The following is a 19,670-nucleotide window of genomic DNA, read 5'->3' as shown; positions in this document are numbered from 1 at the left end:
CCACCATGCTGCTGCGTTTGCTGTTCGTCTTGCTGATCGCCCTCAATATCGCGGTGGCCGCGTGGCTCCTGCTGGGCGATTCCGCGACGCACGCGGTCGATCCGACGGATGGCGGCGTGCCGAAGCTGAAACTCCTGGCCGAATTGCCGGCTCCACCGGGGAGTGTCGCGCCGCCAGCGGCATCCTCAGCCGTGGCCGCGCCCGCATCCGTCGCTGCGTTGCCGAAGGCGGCATCCACCGTGGCCACGGCCACGACATCGCCAGCCAGCCCGCCCGCGAAACCTGCAACGAAGGCCGTGGCGGGGGACATGCTTCTCGCGCCCGCCGAGACCGCGCCGACCAGCCCTCGCCGCAGCTACCGCTGCCTGGCCCTGGGGCCGTTCGCCAACCAGGTGGACCTGCGCGCGGCACGCACCGCCATCGCGCCACGCACCGTGCGCAGCCGCCAGCGCCAGGAGCAGACCAGCGAGTCGCACGGCTGGCGGGTCTTCCTGCCCGCCTTGGCCACGCGCGAGCAGGCACTCGCCCAGGCACGCCGCCTGGATGCGAAGGGCATCAAGGACTATTTCGTGGTCACCGCCCAGGGCGACCTGCAGAATTCGGTCGCGCTCGGCCTGTTCCACGACCCCGCCAATGCCCGCAAGCGCCGCGACGAGGCCATCGCCGCCGGCTTCCCGGCGCGCATGAGCGAACGCACCGAGACCACGCCCGTCTGGTGGCTCGACGTGGTCGTCCCCGACGAGGCCGGCACCGACATCCGCCGGAGCATTCGCACCCCCGGCATCACGGCTAGAACCACCGGGTGCTTCTGATAAACTCTGCGACTTCGCCGGCATAGCTCAGTTGGTAGAGCAACCGCCTTGTAAGCGGTAGGTCCCCAGTTCGAATCCGGGTGTCGGCACCAGAAACTCAGCCAAAATCTAGCCCACGGACGGCTTGATGGCTTCGAAGTAATTGTTTTCGCCCTCGTCGAGGCGACAGCCAATCAGGCGTAATCCCGTTGCTTCCAGATGCCGTTCGTACGCTTGCTGACCAAGCGAGCGTGACGGCCGGCCCGTCTGCCTATCCCGCCACTCGCAGGCTTCGCGCGGTGCGCTGAAGAGAAATCGTCCGCCTGGTATCAGCGCGTTCGCGACCCCGCGAAGAACCTTCTGCTGGTCGTCCGCGGAGAGAAGAAACAGCAAACCGATGGAAACGGCCCCGGCAAAGGTCCGGTGAAAGAACGCGCTGTCCTGCGCAGCCTCGCAGGCGGTTTGCGTTTCAGGAACCAGGCGCCGGAACGCGGCGATCAGAATCGGCGAGGCGTCGATTCCGAAGACGGTGAAGCCGTCCTCGATGAGCGCTTGCGCGATCGGCGTTCCCGAGCCGCAACCGACATCGACGATCGAACTCGACGGCGGTAGATGATCTCGCGCCCAGGATCGTACGAGCGCCGCGCCTACGCCGGAGCGGACGGCCATGAACTGCTCGGCGACGGCATCCCAGCCTTCGGAACGGTCGACGTTCATGCCGGGCTATTTCTGGACGCTATGAATGACTGCGTTCACAGCGATAGTTGCAACGCACGGACCGGCGTTCCCTCCGCTGGACGAGCATTGTGCGGTCGGCGTGACGGGGCCGACAGAGCCTTCATCGGTCCTCCAGTGCGGCTGGGTGCTGGCACAACCAGAGAGGGCGGCGCAGGCGAGACTAAGCAGGCAAATGAGGCGCATGGCAGGTGTCCAGTCAGTTCGCGCGTATTTTGCGCCGAGAGGGCCTAACTGTCTGTAGGAGATCGCCTACAGCCTACCTTCACCTTGTCGCCCCCCATCCGCCGAGGTCATCGCCGCATTGCACCATGCCGGCAGGGGTAGTTGCATGGGTGACTATTCCCCCTCAAAGTCCGTCCCCGGGAATGCTCGACCGAGCCAGTCGTACCGGGGGACCAGGACATGAAAAGCCTCGCACACACAGACCTCACCACCTTCTATGGATCGGCGAGCGAGATCTACGGCCACCTGAGAAGGGAGCAGGAACGAGACGTCTTCCTGCATCAGGTGGCGTATACGGCCTTCGTGGGCATGACGATCGTCGCGGCCATCGCGTTCTCGACAGGCTGGACTATCGCGCCGTGGCTGACGGTCGTGGCGGTGTTTTGTTTCGAGAGAACGTTGTGGTGGGGCCGCGAGGTCAGTTGCCGGAATTACACCATGCACGTCCTGACTTTCAGGCGCCTGCCTGTCGAGGACACGTCCGTATCGAATGCGGTCACACGACATACCGCTTAGCCAACTTCAGAGCGGTTGAACCGCTCGCTTCAAGCAGCGTGCGACCACTTCCTTCCATGTTCCTGGAATATCAATCGAGACTGGTGGTCGGCCGCGTCGAGCCCGTTGAGCACGTCGATCGCGCGACGGATCGTGGCGTTACCGTTGAAGTGTCCTTTGACGATTAACCGTATCAATTTTTCCGCTGGTCCTGTAATTCCACTTTTATCTTTCTCCCACAGCGCAATCGACTGTGCGGACACGCCGATGAAGCCAGCAAGCGCTGATTGCGACAGTTCCATTTCCGTGCGCAAGAAGCGGATTTCTGCTCCATTGAGTTTCCGGGGCTTCTCGACGAGCGCCAGAGCGATCGTTCGGTGCAGACCAAGCAAATCGTCGATGGCGATAGTCTTGCCATAGGGAGACTGTTGTTCAACATAGCCATTCTTGAGCCAGATATTCGGCAGCCCCGACTCCAGGTAGTGGTACATGTCATTTCACCCAAAATGCCGTGATGATGATTGCCTTCGGCTGCATCGTCCTGCGCGTCGACTGAGTCTACGTACTATAAAATTTATAGGCAACAGCCGGTGCGGGCGAAGCTCTCCGCTGGCGGTGGAATTCGTCGCATCCGCATGTCGGGTGGAACACTGCAGCTATGAGGCCCCGCCCTCGCGCTCGCGGGGGAATTGCCGATCGAGCACGATCGACAGTGCACGGTGGTCCACCGGGCCATGGGTGATGCGCTGTTCGAGCAGCGCCGCGGCCAGCTCGCGTTCTTCTTCCGTGCAGGCATAGCCGTTGGCCCGGAGATAGAACACGACGAACATCTGCACCCGCCAGGGCAGGCGGGTGAAAGGGTGGATTCCTTGTCTGAGGTCCGAGGGAGTGATCACGCGGCAGGTCCTTGCGATGCATGGAGGACAGCAATGGGTGTGCCAAGCCCGAAGGCGCCGCGCGGTGGCGGCTGGCCACCTCGCGTGGTCTCCTCGGAACGTCCGCGGACACAAAAACGCGGACAATGCGGACATCGCTGATGCGATATCGACCGCCTTCGCCGGGCTAAACCTTCCCATCCTCGCGGGCATCTATCCCGCTCGTGCGCACCTCATGGCGAAGGGGAAGGAAACGTGGGATTTGCATCGACAGGGCTCAAGGCAACGGCAAGCATCGCGCTGCTCGGAACGCTCATAGGTTGTGCAGGGAACGAAGTGCGCGACGACTCCCACCGGCAGGCCGTGGAACATAGCCTCCGGCCCCGCGTGGAAGTGGCCGGTGAACCAGCCATGCAGTGGGACGTCTTCGAGCGGATGCGGCGTTATCGCGTTCCGACCATGGCGGTGGCTGTTATCGAAGGCGGGCGCGTTGTCTGGTCCGCCACTTATGGGATCGATGGGAGCATCCGCCTTCCTGCGACGAAGGAGCGCTTCCAGGCAGCCTCGTTGAGCAAAGGCGTGACCGGCAGTCTCGCCGCCATCCTTGCCGCGCGCAGGACGATCGAACTGGATGCCCCCGTGGACGCCTGCCTGGCCCCGCTGACCCTACCCCCGGGAAAGCAGGGCGCGGAGCATCCCGTGACGCTGCGCAACCTTCTTCACCAGACGTCTGGCGCGACGGTGAACGGTTTCGACGGTTATGCGCCCGGCGAGCCGGTGCCGACGCCGGAGCAGGTCGTACGTGGCGAAACACCGGCGAATTCGCCTGCCGTCGTGATCGCCACGACGCCTGGGAGCATGTATGCCTATTCGGGCGGCGGGTACACGGTGGCCCAGATCGCCATGAGCCATTGCGCAGGCGCCTCGTTCACCGACCTCATGCGGCGTGAGGTGCTCATGCCGGCAGGCATGCGCGACAGCACCTTCGCTCAACCGTTGCCGGCATCGATACTTCATGCCTCAGGCCATGCCGCGGACGGCAAGCCGGTACCCGGCGGTGCCAATACCTATCCCGAACTCGCCGCCGCGGGACTCTGGACCACGCCGCACGATCTCGCGCGCTGGCTGATCGGGGTGCGTGATGCGGAGGAGGGACGGCCTTCCTTCATGCCCACCGGCGCGGCGAGAACCATGCTCACGCCAGGCATGACCAAATATGGGCTGGGAGTGTTCGTCAGCGGCGAAGGCGAACACCGCCGCTTCATGCATTCCGGTGGCAATCTCGGCTTCAAGAGCAGCTACGTCATGTTCCTGACGAGCGGAAACGGCGTGGTCGTCTTGACCGATGGTGATAACGGCTCCTACCTGGGTGGTGAGTTCATCAAGGCCGTCGCTGCCGCCTACGGCTGGCCCGACTTCGCACCTCGGGTCGCGACACGGGCCACGCTCGATGAAAAGACGATGGCCCGGTACATCGGGCACTACCGGTTCGCCGATGCCGACTCGCGAGGAAACCGCGATCTGTCGCTGATTCGCGAGGGGGCACGGTGGTTCCTGGATCTGCCGGATATCGGACGGGCCGGCTTGGTGCCGACGTCCGCCCTGGCATTCGTCGCACCGGAGACGGGCTTTGCCGTGACGGTGGACGAAGATGGGAGCTTGCGCGTGGGGTCGCGCGTGGCGCGGAAGACTCAGGACTAGCCGAGCAACTCGCCCAGCCGCACGCGCAGGAAGTCCCTCAGCCGTTGCACCGCCGGAGTGAGTTGCGAACGGTGTGCGCTCACGAGGTTCAGTGGGGAGCGCTGGCCGATGCCGGGCATGAGGTCGACGAGCCGGCCGGCGGCGAGATCGGCGACCACGTCGATGTGCGACTTGTAGACGATGCCGTGGCCGGCGAGGCCCCACCGGCGGGTGACCTCGGCGTCGTCGCTGATACGGTTTCCGGAAACCTTCACCGTATGCGCGCCTCGTGGCAGTTCGAAGGTCCAACGGTCGTGAATCTGCTCACCCCAGACGAAGCAGAGGCAATTGTGCTCACGCAGGTCGTCGGGTTGCTTCGGTGCGCCGTGGCGCGCGATGTAGTCCGGCGAAGCGCACAGTACGCGGCGATTGTCGGGTGCCAGCGACTGTGCGACCAGTCCCGAATCGTCCAGCGTCCCGTAGCGAATGGCCGCATCGATCGGGTGACGGTGGAGATCGGCGGAGCGGTCACTGATCCGCAACTGCAACGACACGTTGGGATGATTGGCCTGGAAGGCGTCCAGCCACGGCAACAACACGTTGCGGCCCAGGTCGGACGGCACGGAGAGGCGAAGCGGCCCGGCGATGTCTCCCCGGGCTTCGGCCAGTGCCTGGGCGCCCCCGGCGAGGGACTGGAGCATCGCCCGCGCGTGGGGCAGGTAGCGCTCGCCGTCGTCGGACAGGCGCATGCTGCGGGTCGAGCGCACGAACAGCCGCGTGCCGAGTTCGCGCTCCAGTCGCTGCACGGCGTTGCTGGCCATGGCCGGCGTGCTGTCGAGCAGGCGGGCGGCTGCCGAAAAGCTGCCGGCATCGGCGGTATGCACGAAGATCTGCACATCGTCCAGTCGAATCATCGCGGCGCTTCGCTCGAGGTATGCGCCTATGGTGCCCTTTTTTTCATCCTGACGCGCTGCAACGTGGCTGTTGCAAGGTCCGGTGTAAACTTGCGGAATGATCAGCTTCCGCGTGTCGTTGCTTGCCGTTTTGCTGCTTCCCGCCGCCAGTTGGGCGCAAGACCTGTCCCGGGATGCGCTCGCCGCACGGATGGCGGCGCACGAGACACCGCTGCTTCTCGATGTGCGCACGCCCGCGGAATACCGCGAAGGGCACCTGGCTGGCGCACTGAACGTGCCCGTCGACGAGGTCGCCGCGCGCTACGGCGTGCTGGGCATCCCGCACGACCGCGAGCTCATCGTCTATTGCAAGACTGGCAAGCGCGCCGCCCGCGCCCGCGACACCCTCCAGGCGCTGGGATACTCCCACGTGCAACTGCTCGAGGGCAGTGCCGATGCCTGGCGTGCCGAAGGACGGCCGCTCGTCCAAGAACATCCCTCACCCTGAGTCCCCCGTCATGAGTCCAACCACCCGTTCGGTCGCCTTGATCGGCGTCCCCACCGACATCGGTGCCGGTCACCGTGGCAGTTCCATGGGACCGGAAGCCCTGCGTGTCGCCCGCCTCGGCGAGCGGCTCGCGAAGCGCGGCATGCACGTCGTGGATCGCGGCAACCTTTCCGGCCCGCTCAACCCCTGGCTGCCGCCCACGGAGGGCTATCGTCACCTCGAGGCCGTTGTCGCCTGGAACACAGCGGTGCATGAGGCCATCTACGCCGAGTTGAACGCGGGTCACCTGCCTGTGATGCTCGGCGGCGACCACTGCCTCGCCATCGGCTCGATCTCCGCCGTGTCGCGGCATTGCCGCGAGAACGGCAAGAAGCTCCGGGTGTTGTGGCTCGACGCGCATGCGGACTTCAACACGAGCCAGATCACCCCGTCCGGCAACATCCACGGCATGCCGGTGGCGTGCCTGTGCGGTTACGGCCCCGACGCGCTCACCCATATCGGCGGCACGGTGCCGGCGACCACGCCCGACGTGTTCCGTCAGATCGGCATCCGCTCCGTGGACGAGGGCGAGAAGCGCTTCGTGCACGAGGTCGGGATCGACATCTACGACATGCGCTACATCGACGAGATCGGCATCAAGGCGGCGATGGAAGAGGCGCTGTCCGGCGTGGACGAAGACACGCACCTGCACATCAGTTTCGACGTGGATTTCCTGGATCCGTCGATCGCGCCGGGTGTGGGCACGACGGTGCGGGGCGGGCCCAATTATCGCGAGGCCCAGCTGTGCATGGAGATGATCGCGGACACCGGCCGGGTCGGCTCGCTGGACATCGTGGAGTTGAACCCGGCGTTCGACAAGCGGAACCAGACGGCGAAGCTGGCGGTGGACCTGGTGGAGTCGTTGTTCGGGAAGTCGACGTTGATGCGTTGATGTGTTGCGAAGCTCCGGGGTTGGTGGATCGAGGGGCTTGATGGCCTGAGGCGGCTCGTATCGCCGACAGGGTCGGCTCCCACCAGAGCCCCCTCGGGGCCCGGCCACCAGCGGAATAGGTGGGAGCCGATCCTGTCAGCCAGACTCCAGCGGAAGGGGTGGGAGCCGACCCTGTCGGCGATCCGCGCGCAGCGCGGCAACCTGCCGCACGGCCAGGTCGCCCCGGAACCGTCACGCGGGCTACACTCGAACGGTTACCGTCCGTCCAGGCTCCCAGGTCCCCCCATGCATACCCGCGTCCTTACCGGCATCACCACCACGGGCACGCCGCACCTCGGCAACTACGTCGGTGCCATCCGGCCCGCCGTCCTGGCCAGCCGCGATCCCGAAGTCGACGCGTTCTACTTCATGGCCGACTACCACGCCCTGATCAAGAGCGACGATCCGGATCGCGTCGAGGCCTCGCGGCTGAAGATCACCGCAACGTTCCTGGCCGCAGGGCTGGACCCGAACGTCGCCACGTTCTACCGGCAGTCGGACATTCCCGAAGTGCCCGAGCTCATGTGGCTGCTCACCTGCGTGACATCCAAGGGCCTGCTCAACCGCGCGCACGCCTACAAGGCGGCCGTGGACCGCAACATCGAAACCCAGGAAGACGCGGATGCCGGCGTCACCGCGGGCCTCTACATGTATCCGGTGCTGATGGCGGCCGATATCCTCGCCTTCAACGCGAACAAGGTGCCGGTGGGCCGCGACCAGATCCAGCATATCGAGATGGCGCGCGATATCGCCCAGCGCTTCAACCACACCTACGGGCGCGAGTTCTTCGTGATGCCCGAGGCGCTGATCGAGGAGCAGGTGGCGACGTTGCCCGGCCTCGACGGGCGCAAGATGTCCAAGAGCTACGACAACACGATTCCCTTGTTCGAGGGCGGCCCCAAGGGCCTGCGCGAGGCGATCATGAAGATCGTCACCGATTCGCGCGCGCCGGGCGAACCGAAGGACACCGAGGATTCCGCGCTCTTCACTATCTTCCAGGCATTCGCTTCTCCCTCGGAAACGACGGCGTTCGCCGATGCATTGCATAGCGGCATCGGCTGGGGAGAGGCGAAGCAGGTGCTGTTCGAGCGGATCGAGGCCGAGGTGGCACCGATGCGTGCGCGGTACGACGCGCTGATGGCCCGTCCGGACGACATGGAAGACATCCTTCTTGCCGGGGCCGCCAAGGCACGTGCGATCGCCGGGCCGCTGCTCGAGACGCTGCGCGATGCCGTCGGCCTGCGCAGCGCCCGGCACAGGCTGAAGACGCCCGAGGAACCGGCAAGCGCGCCGGTGGAGCAGAAATCGAAGCCGCCTCGCTTCGCCAGTTTCCGCGATACCGAGGGGAGCTTCCGTTTCCGCCTGTTCGGCGCGGATGGTGAAGAGCTGTTGCTGTCGGTGCCGTTCTCCGATCCCAAGGCGGCGGGAACATTGCGCCAGACGCTCTCCATGATGGGGGGTGCGCACGCCGCCATCGAATCGCAAGGCGACCACGTCGCGCTGCTCATCGAGGGCAAGGTCGTGGCCAATGGCGCGTCGTACCCTGACGAGGTAGCGCGTGCCGCCGGCGTGCTGCGTCTACGGACGGCACTGGACGTGCTGGCCGCCGCGACCGCCGAAGAGGCGGCTGCCAAGGCGGACGCCGCCCGGCAAGGGACCTGACGCATGCGCTACCTCGCCATCATGTTGCTCGCCCCATGGCTGGTCGTGCTTGGCTGGGCGTATTGGGCCTATCCGAAGTCGCTGCTGACGAACATGACGCGGCGCGGTTTCGACGTGCTGGCGCTGGTGGCGGCGACCGTCGCGGCGATCCAGGCGGCCGTGCTGGCGTTCGATGCCGTCGAGCTTCCGGCGGCGGATCAGTTCGGGCCCAAGAGCGGGGCGATCTGGCAGCAGGTGGTGCCGGCGCTGTGGGGGTATGGGGCGTTCGTGGCTGTGCTGGTGGTCGCGCTGGTTATTCGCCAGGTGGTCTGGAAGAGGCGCGCTTCGTAGGGATCGCCGACAGGGTCGGCTCCCACCGGACTGCGGGCTGCGGGCTCCCAGCGAACTGCTATTCCCCAGACGAGGGACGGTCCCATTGATTGAGGTGAGGGCCGAAGTCGTCGCCTTGTCTCGGGACGATGCAGAAACGGTGTCCTGTCGGGGCTTCCATCACCCACCAGCGCTTCACGAAGCCGATCCGTTTCGCACCCAGGGCTTCCAGCCGCCGGGCTTCGGCCTCGAGGTCGTCCGTTTCGATGTCCAGGTGCACGTGGCTGTGATGGTCCACGCGTTGCAACAGGATGCGCAGTTCGTCCTTTTCCATCTTGAGCACCGCGTACTTGCCGTCGCCGTCGTCGTCGGTGGTCTCGATCGGCTTGCCGAGTGCGCGGCTCCAGAATTCGGAGGCGGCGACAAGGTCGCCGTCGTGGCAGTCGAGGACCAGGGTGCAAAGCCTGCTGTGATGCATGGTCGGGCCTCCACGGGATGGGAGGCCGACGCTATCACCGGAGACACCGACATGACGTGAGCCCGGTGTCGAGGCGACGCTTACGGGCCGCGCAAGCGCGCCGTCAGGCCTTTGAGGAAGTTACGCAGGAACTGGTCGCCGCAAAGGCGGAAGTTGGTGTGCTTCGGCTGGCGGAAGAGGGCGTTGATCTCGCCCCGGGACACGCGGAATCCGGCGTCGGTCATGATGGAGAGGATGTCGTCTTCCTTGAGTTCGAAGGCGACGCGCAGCTTCTTCAGCACCACGTTGTTGTTGACGCGGTTCTCGACGGGGCGAGGCGGTTGACTCTCGTCACGCCCGCGGCGATGGATGATGAGGCCATCGAGAAAGTGCGCCAGCGCGGTATCGGGCATCTCAACGAAGCCGGGCTCGTCTTCCTTGCGCAGCCAGGGTTCGACCTGTTCACGGGTGGCGGGAAATCCGCTGAGCTTCATGACCTCGACGACGTGGACGTCGCCGAGATCGAGCATGTAGCGGATGCTGCGGAGGGTGTCGTTGTTGAGCATGGTGCCAAGGGTACCATCGCGGTAGCCGCTATCGCCGCTGAAGCGGCTCCCACACAAGAGCATGGGCTGGCAGGAACGGTTTGGGGCAGCGGCTTCGGTGGGAGCGGACCCTGTCCGCGATTCCCGCGGAGCGATACTCCCGAATCGCGGACAGGGTCCGCTCCCACCGAGCTGTTCCCATCAGGCTTTGGCCGGGCGACCGGCTTAGTTGGGCAGCCCCAGGTCGTCGATCATGGCTTTCAGGAAGCGGGCGGCTTCCCCGCCCGTGGCGGCGCGGTGGTCGAAGGTGAGCGACAGCGGCATGCGGCGGTGTACCTCGATGCCACCCATCACCGCGACCACGTCATGGCTGAGCTTGCCGGCGCCGACGATCGCTACCGTCGGCGGCACGACCACCGGGGTGGCGTAGCGGCCGGCGAACATGCCGAAGTTCGACAGGCTGATGGTGTAGCCGGACAACTCCGAAGCCGGGATGCTGCGGTCTTCCACCGAACTGCGCAGGCGCTTGATCGCGGCACGGATACCGGCGCCGTCGAGTACGTCGGCATTACGCAGCGCGGGCACGAACAGGCCGTCCTCGGTGTCCACGGCGATGCCGATGTCCACGTGCGGATGCAGGGTGCGGCTGAGGTTCTTGCCGTCGAACCAGGCATTGAGCGCGGGCACGGTCTTGCACGCCACCACGATCGCGCGGATGAGGCGCGCCGTGATGTCCTGCTTGCCGATCCAGGCGTGGAGGTCGGCATCGTCGACGATGGTGGTCGGGACGACGTTGGCGTGCGCCTCCGCCATCACGCGCGCCATGTTGCGGCGGACGCCCTTCAGCTGCTCCGGCTGGCCCATCGCTTCCTTGCCGGGGGGCGCGGTGCGGACGGCCTTGCCGGCGAGCGACACGGCGGTGCGCTGCTGCGGCGCCGGGCCGGGCTCGGGGAGGGTGGGCGCGAGATGCTGGGCGGCGGCCGGGCGGGCCGGTGCGGCACCCAGGGCGGCGCTGCCGTTGGCGGCGGCGTTCTTCACGTCGCCCATGGTGATCACGCCGCCGGCGCCCGTGGGCTGCACGCGGGTCAGGTCGACTTTCAGCTTCTTCGCGGCGGCACGCACGGCCGGCACGGCCTTCACGCCACCGGCGCTGCTCACCTGCTCGGTGTGCACGGCGTTGCCGCTGACCATGGCGCCGACGACGGTGCCTTCGTCTTCGCGGTCGGCCTTGCCGTCGCCCGAGTCGATCTCGCCGCCGTCATCGGAAGCGACCACCTTGGAGGCGCCGTCGGGGGCGGGGCTGCCCACGCCCTTCTTCGGGCCGTGGTGATGGCCGGTGGATTCGGCTTCTGCACGCTGGCGCGCGTTCGGGTCGATCTCGAAGTCGGCCAGCGAGGCGCCCGGTCTCGATGATGTCGCCCGGTGCGCCGTGCAGCTTCTTCACGGTGCCGGAATAAGGCGAAGGCACGTCGACGACGGCCTTGGCGGTTTCCATCGACACCAGCGGGGCGTCGAGCTTGATCGTGTCGCCTTCCTTGACGTGCCATTCCACGACGGTCGCGTCGGGAAGGCCTTCGCCGAGGTCCGGCAGGAAAAAGGTCTTGATATCGGCCATTTCTATCGGTTCCTCAGGAGGCGGCCAGCGTGCGCTGGGCGGCTTCGACGATGCGTTCCACGCTGGGCAGGTACTTCATTTCCAGGCGGAACAGCGGGATGTGGGTATCGAAACCGGTGACGCGTTCCACCGGTGCGAGCAGGCTGTAGAGGCATTCCTCGGCGAGGCGGGCGGCGATCTCCGCGCCGAAGCCGGCGGTTTTCGGTGCCTCGTGCACGATCACGCAGCGGCCGGTCTTGGTCACCGATTCGGCGATGGTGTCGAAGTCGAGCGGCGTGAGCGTGGCGACGTCGATCACCTCGGCGCTGATGCCCTTCTGGGCCAGCTCATCGGCGGCCTCGAGGCATTCCTTCACCTGCGCACCCCAGGTCACCAGGGTCACGTCGGTACCGTCGCGCAGCACGAAGCAGACGTCGAGCGGCAGGGCTTCGCCGTCGTCGGGCACTTCTTCCTTGTACTGGCGGTAGATGCGCTTGGGCTCGAAGAAGATCACCGGGTCCGGATCGCGGATGGCGGCGAGCAGCAGGCCATAGGCACGTGCCGGCGAGGACGGCATCACCACGCGCAGGCCGGGGATGTTCGTGAACAGATGCTCGTTCGCTTCCGAATGATGCTCCGGCGCGCGAATGCCGCCACCCCAGGGGGCGCGCCATACGGCAGGGACGGTCATGCGGCCACGGGTACGGTTGCGCATGCGCGCGGCGTGGCAGGCGATGTGTTCCATCATCGGGTAGATGAAGCCTTCGAACTGCGCTTCGGCCACCGGCTTCATGCCCTGCGCGGCCAGGCCGACGGTGAGGCCGGCGATGGTGCCTTCGTCCAGCGGCGTGTCGATGACGCGCATCTCGCCGAACTGTTCCTGCAGGCCCTGCGTGGCGCGGAACACGCCACCGTTGACGCCGACGTCCTCGCCGAGCACCACGACGCTGTCGTCGTTGCGCATCTCATAGGCGAGCGCCTGGGTCACCGCTTCAATAAGAGTGATTTGTGCCATGGGACGGAATTCCTTACGACTTGCGATCGAGGGAAGCGACGAGCTCGCGCTGTGCTTCGAGGTCGGCCGGGAGCTCGGCGTACAGGTAGTCGAACATCGCCGTCGCCGGCTGGTTCTTCGTTTCCAGGTACGCGTTCACTTCGTTGTCCATCCAGTCGTCGCACTCGGCCTTCCAGGCTTCTTCCTTCGCGTCGTCCCACTTGCCCTTGCCTTCGAGCCACTTGCGCAGGCGCGGCACGGGATCGCGTTCCCAGGCGTCCTTCACTTCCTGCTCGCCGCGGTAGCGGCGGGCATCGTCGGCCGTGGTGTGATCGCCCAGGCGGTAGGTGACCGCTTCGATCACCGAGGCGCCCTGGCCGGAGCGGGCGCGCTCCAGCGCGATCTCCATGGCGGCGCGCACGGCGATGATGTCGTTGCCGTCCACCTGGATGCAGGGCAGGCCGGCGGCGATGCCCTTCTGCGCGAGCGTGCCGGCGCCGGTCTGGATGCGGCGGGGCACCGAGATCGCCCACTGGTTGTTCACGATCACGGCCACGAGCGGCAGCTGCTGCGCGCCGGCGACGTTGATGGCGCCGTAGAAGTCGCCCTTGGACGAGCCACCGTCACCGATGGTGCAGACGGCGACCCGCGGTTCCTTGCGGATCTTGAAGGCGAGCGCCGAGCCGGCGGCGTGCAGGCACTGCGTGCCGATGGGCACGCACCACGCGAAGTCGTGCGCGGGGGCGTCGGCGTAGTCGTTGCCGCGCTCGTCGCCACCCCAGTAGGTGTAGACCTCGCGCGGCTTCACGCCGCGGTACAGCTGGGCGCCGTACTCGCGATAAGACACCGCCAGGGAGTCTTCGCGGCGCATCGCGCTGCCGATGCCGACGTGCGCGGCCTCATGGCCCAGGCAGGAGGCATAGGTGCCCAGCTTGCCGGTACGCTGCAACGCGATCGACTTGGCGTCGAACACGCGGGTGGAGACCATGAGCTTGTAGAGCTCGACCATATGGTCGAGATCCTTGGTGAACGCGGGGAGTTCCTTACCGGTTTCCTTGCCGTCCTGGTCAAGGTATTGCAGGTATTCGATTTCGAACTTGGCGGCGATGGACACGACTCGCTCCCAGGGGAAGGTTAGAAACGACACGCACGAGTGGGGAAGCGGCCAGGCCCATCCAGCGGGGCGCGACACGGCTTTTGGGTTCTTGCGAGCCGGACTAGATATCAGGGGTATTATGGCGCGGCAAGGCACGGCGCAGCATGGATTTCCCCGCCAGAGGCCACGGATGGCGTCATGGCGCGGGTTTGGCGGCTGTCAACCCCTCATTGTGAATTCGTCCCCATGGCCAATCCCAGGCGCGACCTCGAACCCGGAATCCGCACCGATCTCGACGGGAGCCTCACCTATGCCGAGTACCTGAAGCTCGACCAGGTGCTCACCGCCCAGCATCCGCGCAGCCAGCCGGCGCATCACGACGAGATGCTGTTCATCGTGCAGCACCAGACCTCGGAGCTGTGGCTGAAGCTGATGATCCACGAACTGGACGCCTCGCTCGAGCGCCTGCGCGCCGACGACGTGGACGGCACGCTGAAGATCCTTGCGAGGGTCAAGCAGATTCAACGCCAGCTCTACGAACAGTGGGGGGTGCTGGAGACACTGACACCGGCGGAGTACCTGCAGTTCCGCGACGTGCTCGGCCCTTCGTCGGGCTTTCAGTCGCTGCAATACCGCATGGTGGAGTTCCTGCTCGGCAACAAGCACGCCGACATGCTGCGTGTGTTCGAGCACGATCCCGTGGCGCACGAACGCCTGCGCACGGTCTTCGAGGCGCCCGGCCTTTACGACGAGTTCCTGCGCTACCTCGCGCGCCGCGGCCACCCGGTGCCGGTGGAATTGCTCCAGCGCGACCTGACCCAGCCCTGGCGAAGCCAGCCCGCCCTGTTGCCCGTGTTCAAGCGGATCTACGAAGACACCGCCAACCACTGGCCTGAGTACCATCTCAGCGAGGAACTGGTGGATATCGAGGAGTCGTTCCAGCTCTGGCGGTTCCGGCACATGAAGACCGTGGAACGCATCATCGGCTTCCGCCCCGGCACCGGCGGATCCTCCGGCGTAGCCTTCCTGCGCAAGGCCCTGGAGCAGAGTTTCTTCCCGGAATTGATCGAAGTGCGCACGATCCTGGGGACCTGAAAAGCCGGCGGATTTGACGCATGCGGCCGGTCCAGCTAAACACCCTGCACGAATCTTCCACAGGGAAAGCCATGACACCGACCGCCCCAGCCGCCGCCCGGCCCGTGCCCGACTACCCGCAGACCCTGGGTCATCCGCGTCCCCTGTGGATGCTGTTCATGACCGAATTCTGGGAGCGTTTCGCCTTTTACGGCATGCGCTGGGCCCTCACGCTGTACATCGTCGCCGAGTTCTTCCACGGTGATCAGGCGGGACAGGGCTATGCCAGCCGGACCTATGGCGCCTATCTGGCGCTGGTCTACGCCTCGGCGATCTTCGGTGGCTGGGTGGCGGACCGCATCCTGGGTTACCAGCGTTCCATTCTCGTGGGCGCGGCGGTGATGGGGACCGGCCTGTTCATGGTGATGGTGCCGAACCAGCAGGTGTTTCTTGCGGGCCTGGCCACGGTGATCGTGGGCAATGGCCTGTTCAAGCCGAACATTTCCTCGCTGGTAGGGCAGATCTATCCGGTCGGCGACGACCGCCGCGATCGCGGATTCACCATCTTCTACATGGGTATCAACCTCGGCGGTTTCCTCGCGCCGCTGGTCACGGGCTGGCTCGCGTCAGTGATGACGGATACGCCGCTGCAGGACAACTACAAGGCCGTGTTCGCCGCCACCGGCGTGGGCATGGTGATCTGTTTCATCTGGTTCCTCGTCGGCAAGCACCAACTCAAGGGCGTGGGCGTGCCGCCGCCGGAGCGCCACGAAGGGAAGAACCTGGTCGCGGTGATCGTCGGCATCCTCGTCGCCATTCCGCTCGTCTACCTGCTGATGGCCAAGGCGGGCGCGATCTTCATCGCGTGGTTGCTCGGCATCCTCTTCATCGGCGTGGCGGTGATGCTGGTGATCGAGGCGGTGCGCCACGACCGCATCCAGATTCATCGTGTGATCGCGATGCTGTTGCTGTTTACCTTCAACGTGCTGTTCTGGATGTTCTTCGAGCAGGCGGGCAGTTCGTTCAACTTCCTCGCGCAGAACATCGTCGACCGGCAGATGTTCGGCTGGGAATTCCCCACGGGATGGTTCCAGTCGGTGAACTCGGCGGCCATCCTGATCTTCGCGCCGATCGTCGCGCTCGCCTGGGGCTGGTCGGCGCGCCTTCGCAAGGAACCGTCGATCCCGCGCAAGTTCGGCCTCGGCCTCATCTTCAACGCGCTGGGCTTCCTCGTGCTCATGTACGCGCTGACGAGCCTGGTCGGCGGCAACGGCCTGATCCCGTTCTGGCCGCTGGCGGCGTGTTACGTGCTGCAGACGATCGGCGAGCTTTGCCTTTCGCCCATCGGCCTGTCGATGGTGACCAAGCTGGCGCCGATCCGGGTGGTCGGGCTGGCGATGGGCGGCTGGTTCCTCTCCACCGCGATCGGCAACAACCTGTCCGGTCTGTTGGCCGGGCACATCAGCGGCGAGACTGGCATGACCGTGAGCTCGGCGTTGTCCGGTTTCAGCTTCAGTTTCGAACTGCTGATCGGGGCTGGCATCGTGCTGTTCCTGATCGCGCCCCTGATCAACCGGCTGATGCACGGGGTGAAGTGAAGCATCGCCGACAGGGTCGGCTCCCACCGGGCCCCGGAGGCTGGGTGGGAGCCGACCCTGCCGCATCGCCGCTGAAGCGGCTCCCACCAGGTCGCCGGACTTTTGGCTAGCCGGTGGGAGCCGACCCTGTCGGCGATAGCCTGCCCCTGGCAGACGCGGTCCCAGGAGTCCCACACCCTGTGGGAGCCGCTTCAGCGGCGATAACGCGCCTCAGGGCGCCAGCAACTTGTCCAGTATCCGGTTGAGCTGAGCCCGCTCTTCCTCGTCGAGCTTCGCCAGCAACTCCCGTTCGTGCGCCCTCGCCATCGGCGCCACCTCGTCGTGGATGGCCCAGCCAGCCTCGGACAGTTTCAACACCGAGCGGCGCTTGTCGCCGTCATGCGTGCCGCGGTCCACCCGGCCGGCCTCTACCAGCCGCGCCACCGCCCGGCTCACCGCCACCTTGTCCATCGCCGTGCGCTCGGCGACCTCGCGAGCCGACAGTTCCGCGAAGCGCCCCAGGACCGCCATCACGCGCCATTCCGTCATGCTGAGTTCGAATCGGTCCTGGTATTCCGCAGCGATCGACTGGCTCACCGTGTTCGAAAGGATCGAAAGCCGATAAGGCAGGAAATGCTCTAGCTCCAAAGGGGCATGTGCGGGGACGGTCTCGAATGTCATGCTGCGCTGGTCCTTGCAAATGGTTACAAGTGAAACTATAAAGTGCCGGTATACGGCCAAAGCCGTGCCCGTCGCAGGAGTATCGCCCAATGAGCGCCCAGCCCAACATCGGTATGGAAGTCACCACCTTCGAAAACCCGCAGGGTGTCGATGGCTTCGAGTTCGTGGAATTCGCAGCGCCGGATCCGGCGCTGCTGCATACGCTGTTTCCGAGGCTCGGCTTCACGCCGGTCGCCAAGCACAAGACGAAGAAGGTCACCCTCTACCGCCAGGGCGACTGCAACTTCCTCGTGAATGAGGAGCCGAATTCCTTCGCGGCGGAATTCGTCGCCAAGCACGGCCCGTCCGCGTGCGGTTTCGCCATTCGCTTCAACCGTCCGGCCACGGACGTCCAGGCCACGGCGCTGTCCAACGGTGCGAAGAAGATCGAGTCCAAGGTGGAAACGCTGGCTCTCCAGGTGCCGACGATCGAAGGTATCGGTGGCGCCGCGCTTTACCTCGTCGACACCTATGGCGCCAGGGGCGAGGTGTACGACGCCGAATTCGAGTGGCTGCCGGGTGTCGACCGGCGTCCGAAGGGTTTCGGTCTCACCTTCATCGATCACCTGACCCACAACCTCCATTTCGGCAACATGGAGAAGTGGTCGGAGTACTACGAGCGCCTGTTCAACTTCCGCGAGATCCGCTACTTCGACATCAAGGGTGCGAAGACGGGCTTGGTGTCGAAGGCGATGACCGCGCCGGATGGCCTCGTGCGCATTCCGCTCAACGAGTCGTCGGACGAGAAGTCGCAGATCAACGAGTACCTGCGCGAGTACAACGGCGAGGGCATCCAGCACATCGCGCTGTTCACAGATGACATCTACGAGTCGGTCGAGGCGATGCGTGCACAGGACGTGGCCTTCCTCGATACACCGGAGACGTACTACGAAGTGATCGACGTGCGAGTTCCGGATCACGGCGAAGACGTGGCTCGCCTGCAGAAGAACAAGCTGCTGATCGACGCCGACGACGAGACCAAGAAGAAGTTGCTGCTGCAGATCTTCACCCAGAACACCATCGGGCCGATCTTCTTCGAGATCATCCAGCGCAAGGGCAACGAAGGTTTCGGCAACGGCAACTTCAAGGCGTTGTTCGAATCGATCGAGCGCGACCAGATGCGTCGCGGCGTGCTCTGACACCGGGTCACCACCATGAGCCACACGGACGATACCCGCGGATACCAGACCGGCTTCGGTAACGAATTCGCTACCGAGGCCGTGGCCGGCGTGTTGCCCACGGGGCAGAACTCGCCGCAACGCGTGGCCATGGGGCTTTACGCCGAGCAGCTCTCGGGTAGCGCCTTCACCGCGCCCCGGCACCGTAACCGGCGCAGTTGGCTGTATCGCATTCGCCCGGCGGCACAGCATTCACCGTTCACGGAACGGCCGCATGCGACGTTCCACAACCGCTTCGACGAAGCACCGGCCACGCCGAACCAGCTGCGCTGGGACCCGTTGCCCATGCCGGACCAGCCCACCGATTTCCTCGATGGCCTGTTCACGATGGGCGGCAACGGTGGCGCGGCGGAACAGGCCGGTATCGGTATCCACCTCTATCGCGCCAACCGGTCGATGGAAGGACGCTACTTCTACGATGCGGACGGCGAGTTGCTGATCGTGCCGCAGCAGGGCAGGTTGCACATCCGCACGGAACTCGGCGTGCTCGAGGTGGAGCCGCTGGAGATCGCCGTCGTGCCGCGAGGCATCCGCTTTCTCGTCGAATTGCCCGATGGCGAGGCACGAGGTTATGTCGCGGAAAATTTCGGAGCGTCCTTGCACTTGCCGGACCTTGGCCCGATCGGCGCCAATGGCCTGGCGCATCCGCGCGATTTCCTCACGCCCGTGGCGGCTTACGAGGACGTCGATGGCGGCTTCGAACTCGTCGCCAAGTTTCAGGGCGGCTTGTGGGTGGCCTCCATCGGCCATTCGCCACTGGACGTGGTGGCGTGGCACGGCAACTACGCGCCGTACAAGTACGACCTGCGCCGTTTCAACACGATCGGCTCGATCGCGGTGGATCACCCCGATCCGTCGATCTTCACCGTGCTCACCTCGTCCAGCGACACGCCGGGCGTCGCGAACATGGATTTCGTGATCTTCCCACCGCGCTGGCTGGTGGCCGAACACACGTTCCGGCCGCCATACTTCCACCGTAACGTCGCCAGCGAATTCATGGGCCTGATCGACGGCGCCTACGATGCCAAGGCGGGCGGTTTCGTGCCGGGTGGCGCGAGCCTGCACAACTGCATGAGCGGACACGGCCCCGATGCGGCGAGCTTCGAGAAGGCTTCGGCCGCCGACACGTCCCGTCCGGATCATATCGTCGGCACCATGGCCTTCATGTTCGAGACACGCAAGGTCATCCGCCCCAGCCGGCAAGCCCTCGAATCGACGGCGCTGCAGGGCGACTACTACGAATGCTGGCGCGGATTGAAGAAGCACTTCGATCCATCGGCCACCTGATCTGT

Annotated in this window: 20 protein-coding genes, 1 tRNA gene and 1 pseudogene; 12 read left to right on the top strand and 10 right to left on the bottom strand. The window is 65.4% G+C overall.

Features of this window, described 5'->3' with window-relative positions; genetic code table 11:
* The first annotated feature begins 5 nt into the window (after positions 1-5).
* A complete protein-coding gene (locus QFZ41_RS06245; protein ID WP_429197954.1) occupies positions 6-812 on the top strand; it encodes an SPOR domain-containing protein in 807 nt (268 codons plus the stop codon).
* A gap of 16 nt (positions 813-828) precedes the next feature.
* Positions 829-904: transfer RNA gene (locus QFZ41_RS06240), tRNA-Thr, on the top strand.
* A 16-nt stretch (positions 905-920) separates the two neighbouring features.
* On the opposite strand, the gene QFZ41_RS06235 is transcribed toward QFZ41_RS06240, so the two are convergent.
* The gene (locus tag QFZ41_RS06235) at positions 921-1,508 is read right to left on the bottom strand and encodes a class I SAM-dependent methyltransferase (RefSeq protein WP_429197953.1); all 588 of its coding nucleotides are present in this window, start codon (positions 1,506-1,508) and stop codon (positions 921-923) included.
* Positions 1,509-1,931: 423 nt separating this feature from the next.
* On the opposite strand from QFZ41_RS06235, the gene QFZ41_RS06230 reads away from it, so the two are divergent.
* The gene (locus QFZ41_RS06230) at positions 1,932-2,267 is read left to right on the top strand and encodes a hypothetical protein (protein ID WP_429197952.1); all 336 of its coding nucleotides are present in this window, start codon (positions 1,932-1,934) and stop codon (positions 2,265-2,267) included.
* Between the two features lie 29 nt (positions 2,268-2,296).
* Here the strand turns inward: QFZ41_RS06230 and QFZ41_RS06225 are convergent, their stop codons facing one another.
* A complete protein-coding gene (locus QFZ41_RS06225; RefSeq protein WP_429197951.1) occupies positions 2,297-2,737 on the bottom strand; it encodes a helix-turn-helix domain-containing protein in 441 nt (146 codons plus the stop codon).
* 165 nt (positions 2,738-2,902) lie between these two features.
* On the bottom strand, positions 2,903-3,142 hold the full coding sequence (locus QFZ41_RS06220; protein ID WP_429197950.1) for a hypothetical protein: 240 nt from the start codon (positions 3,140-3,142) through the stop codon (positions 2,903-2,905).
* 315 nt (positions 3,143-3,457) lie between these two features.
* Here QFZ41_RS06220 and QFZ41_RS06215 point away from each other — a divergent pair, with 315 nt between their 5' ends.
* Positions 3,458-4,822 (top strand): serine hydrolase domain-containing protein, encoded by a 1,365-nt coding sequence (locus QFZ41_RS06215; protein WP_429197949.1) that lies wholly within the window; start codon positions 3,458-3,460, stop codon positions 4,820-4,822.
* On the opposite strand, the gene QFZ41_RS06210 is transcribed toward QFZ41_RS06215, so the two are convergent.
* Entirely contained in the window at positions 4,819-5,715 is an 897-nt protein-coding gene (locus QFZ41_RS06210; RefSeq protein ID WP_429197948.1) for a LysR substrate-binding domain-containing protein, read from the bottom strand. The genes QFZ41_RS06215 and QFZ41_RS06210 overlap by 4 nt on opposite strands.
* A gap of 97 nt (positions 5,716-5,812) precedes the next feature.
* Between QFZ41_RS06210 and QFZ41_RS06205 the strand changes: the two genes are divergently transcribed.
* From QFZ41_RS06205 to QFZ41_RS06190, 4 genes are all read left to right on the top strand, one after another.
* Positions 5,813-6,202: a rhodanese-like domain-containing protein gene (locus QFZ41_RS06205; protein WP_429197947.1), complete on the top strand. Its 390-nt coding sequence runs from the start codon at positions 5,813-5,815 to the stop codon at positions 6,200-6,202.
* Between the two features lie 10 nt (positions 6,203-6,212).
* Positions 6,213-7,133: an arginase gene (gene rocF, locus QFZ41_RS06200; protein ID WP_429197946.1), complete on the top strand. Its 921-nt coding sequence runs from the start codon at positions 6,213-6,215 to the stop codon at positions 7,131-7,133.
* Positions 7,134-7,418: 285 nt separating this feature from the next.
* Entirely contained in the window at positions 7,419-8,834 is a 1,416-nt protein-coding gene (locus QFZ41_RS06195) for a tryptophan--tRNA ligase (RefSeq protein ID WP_429197945.1), read from the top strand.
* A 3-nt stretch (positions 8,835-8,837) separates the two neighbouring features.
* Positions 8,838-9,164, top strand: coding sequence for a hypothetical protein (locus QFZ41_RS06190; protein WP_429197944.1), 327 nt, complete (start codon positions 8,838-8,840; stop codon positions 9,162-9,164).
* A gap of 58 nt (positions 9,165-9,222) precedes the next feature.
* On the opposite strand, the gene QFZ41_RS06185 is transcribed toward QFZ41_RS06190, so the two are convergent.
* The 5 genes and pseudogenes from QFZ41_RS06185 to pdhA all read right to left on the bottom strand — a co-directional run bounded on the left by QFZ41_RS06185 (position 9,223) and on the right by pdhA (position 13,847).
* Complete coding sequence (locus QFZ41_RS06185) at positions 9,223-9,621, bottom strand: VOC family protein (protein ID WP_429197943.1); 399 nt, start codon at positions 9,619-9,621, stop codon at positions 9,223-9,225.
* Between the two features lie 80 nt (positions 9,622-9,701).
* Positions 9,702-10,166, bottom strand: a complete 465-nt coding sequence (locus tag QFZ41_RS06180; protein WP_429197942.1) for a DUF1456 family protein — start codon at positions 10,164-10,166, stop codon at positions 9,702-9,704.
* A 204-nt stretch (positions 10,167-10,370) separates the two neighbouring features.
* Positions 10,371-11,760 (bottom strand): annotated as a pseudogene (locus tag QFZ41_RS06175) (dihydrolipoamide acetyltransferase family protein).
* A 13-nt stretch (positions 11,761-11,773) separates the two neighbouring features.
* A complete protein-coding gene (locus tag QFZ41_RS06170; protein ID WP_371024604.1) occupies positions 11,774-12,754 on the bottom strand; it encodes an alpha-ketoacid dehydrogenase subunit beta in 981 nt (326 codons plus the stop codon).
* Between the two features lie 13 nt (positions 12,755-12,767).
* The gene (gene pdhA / locus QFZ41_RS06165) at positions 12,768-13,847 is read right to left on the bottom strand and encodes a pyruvate dehydrogenase (acetyl-transferring) E1 component subunit alpha (RefSeq protein WP_429197941.1); all 1,080 of its coding nucleotides are present in this window, start codon (positions 13,845-13,847) and stop codon (positions 12,768-12,770) included.
* A 228-nt stretch (positions 13,848-14,075) separates the two neighbouring features.
* On the opposite strand from pdhA, the gene QFZ41_RS06160 reads away from it, so the two are divergent.
* On the top strand, positions 14,076-14,924 hold the full coding sequence (locus tag QFZ41_RS06160) for a tryptophan 2,3-dioxygenase (RefSeq protein WP_429197940.1): 849 nt from the start codon (positions 14,076-14,078) through the stop codon (positions 14,922-14,924).
* Between the two features lie 71 nt (positions 14,925-14,995).
* A complete protein-coding gene (locus QFZ41_RS06155) occupies positions 14,996-16,501 on the top strand; it encodes a peptide MFS transporter (protein ID WP_429197939.1) in 1,506 nt (501 codons plus the stop codon).
* A 210-nt stretch (positions 16,502-16,711) separates the two neighbouring features.
* Here QFZ41_RS06155 and QFZ41_RS06150 read toward each other — a convergent pair whose 3' ends face one another.
* Entirely contained in the window at positions 16,712-17,161 is a 450-nt protein-coding gene (locus QFZ41_RS06150; protein ID WP_429197938.1) for a MarR family winged helix-turn-helix transcriptional regulator, read from the bottom strand.
* Between the two features lie 89 nt (positions 17,162-17,250).
* Between QFZ41_RS06150 and hppD the strand changes: the two genes are divergently transcribed.
* Both hppD and hmgA read left to right on the top strand, forming a co-directional pair.
* Positions 17,251-18,339 carry a 4-hydroxyphenylpyruvate dioxygenase gene (gene hppD, locus QFZ41_RS06145; RefSeq protein ID WP_429197937.1) on the top strand — a complete coding sequence of 363 codons (1,089 nt, stop codon included), beginning with the start codon at positions 17,251-17,253 and terminating at the stop codon, positions 18,337-18,339.
* 15 nt (positions 18,340-18,354) lie between these two features.
* The gene (hmgA, locus tag QFZ41_RS06140) at positions 18,355-19,665 is read left to right on the top strand and encodes a homogentisate 1,2-dioxygenase (protein WP_429197936.1); all 1,311 of its coding nucleotides are present in this window, start codon (positions 18,355-18,357) and stop codon (positions 19,663-19,665) included.
* Positions 19,666-19,670: the final 5 nt, after the last annotated feature.

The sequence above is a fragment of the Luteibacter sp. W1I16 genome, from assembly GCF_050434905.1.
Lineage (GTDB): Bacteria > Pseudomonadota > Gammaproteobacteria > Xanthomonadales > Rhodanobacteraceae > Luteibacter.
This window is presented reverse-complemented; position numbering and strand designations above follow the sequence as displayed.

What these genes read in the sequence shown, in the direction of transcription:
- QFZ41_RS06245 (WP_429197954.1), top strand. Translation starts at nt 6, where the DNA reads ATGCTGCTGCGTTTGCTGTTCGTCTTGCTGATCGCCCTCAATATCGCG.
- QFZ41_RS06235 (WP_429197953.1), bottom strand. Translation starts at nt 1,508, where the DNA reads ATGAACGTCGACCGTTCCGAAGGCTGGGATGCCGTCGCCGAGCAGTTC.
- QFZ41_RS06230 (WP_429197952.1), top strand. Translation starts at nt 1,932, where the DNA reads ATGAAAAGCCTCGCACACACAGACCTCACCACCTTCTATGGATCGGCG.
- QFZ41_RS06225 (WP_429197951.1), bottom strand. Translation starts at nt 2,737, where the DNA reads ATGTACCACTACCTGGAGTCGGGGCTGCCGAATATCTGGCTCAAGAAT.
- QFZ41_RS06210 (WP_429197948.1), bottom strand. Translation starts at nt 5,715, where the DNA reads ATGATTCGACTGGACGATGTGCAGATCTTCGTGCATACCGCCGATGCC.
- QFZ41_RS06205 (WP_429197947.1), top strand. Translation starts at nt 5,813, where the DNA reads ATGATCAGCTTCCGCGTGTCGTTGCTTGCCGTTTTGCTGCTTCCCGCC.
- rocF (WP_429197946.1), top strand. Translation starts at nt 6,213, where the DNA reads ATGAGTCCAACCACCCGTTCGGTCGCCTTGATCGGCGTCCCCACCGAC.
- QFZ41_RS06195 (WP_429197945.1), top strand. Translation starts at nt 7,419, where the DNA reads ATGCATACCCGCGTCCTTACCGGCATCACCACCACGGGCACGCCGCAC.
- QFZ41_RS06190 (WP_429197944.1), top strand. Translation starts at nt 8,838, where the DNA reads ATGCGCTACCTCGCCATCATGTTGCTCGCCCCATGGCTGGTCGTGCTT.
- QFZ41_RS06185 (WP_429197943.1), bottom strand. Translation starts at nt 9,621, where the DNA reads ATGCATCACAGCAGGCTTTGCACCCTGGTCCTCGACTGCCACGACGGC.
- QFZ41_RS06180 (WP_429197942.1), bottom strand. Translation starts at nt 10,166, where the DNA reads ATGCTCAACAACGACACCCTCCGCAGCATCCGCTACATGCTCGATCTC.
- QFZ41_RS06170 (WP_371024604.1), bottom strand. Translation starts at nt 12,754, where the DNA reads ATGGCACAAATCACTCTTATTGAAGCGGTGACCCAGGCGCTCGCCTAT.
- QFZ41_RS06160 (WP_429197940.1), top strand. Translation starts at nt 14,076, where the DNA reads ATGGCCAATCCCAGGCGCGACCTCGAACCCGGAATCCGCACCGATCTC.
- QFZ41_RS06155 (WP_429197939.1), top strand. Translation starts at nt 14,996, where the DNA reads ATGACACCGACCGCCCCAGCCGCCGCCCGGCCCGTGCCCGACTACCCG.
- QFZ41_RS06150 (WP_429197938.1), bottom strand. Translation starts at nt 17,161, where the DNA reads ATGACATTCGAGACCGTCCCCGCACATGCCCCTTTGGAGCTAGAGCAT.
- hppD (WP_429197937.1), top strand. Translation starts at nt 17,251, where the DNA reads ATGAGCGCCCAGCCCAACATCGGTATGGAAGTCACCACCTTCGAAAAC.
- hmgA (WP_429197936.1), top strand. Translation starts at nt 18,355, where the DNA reads ATGAGCCACACGGACGATACCCGCGGATACCAGACCGGCTTCGGTAAC.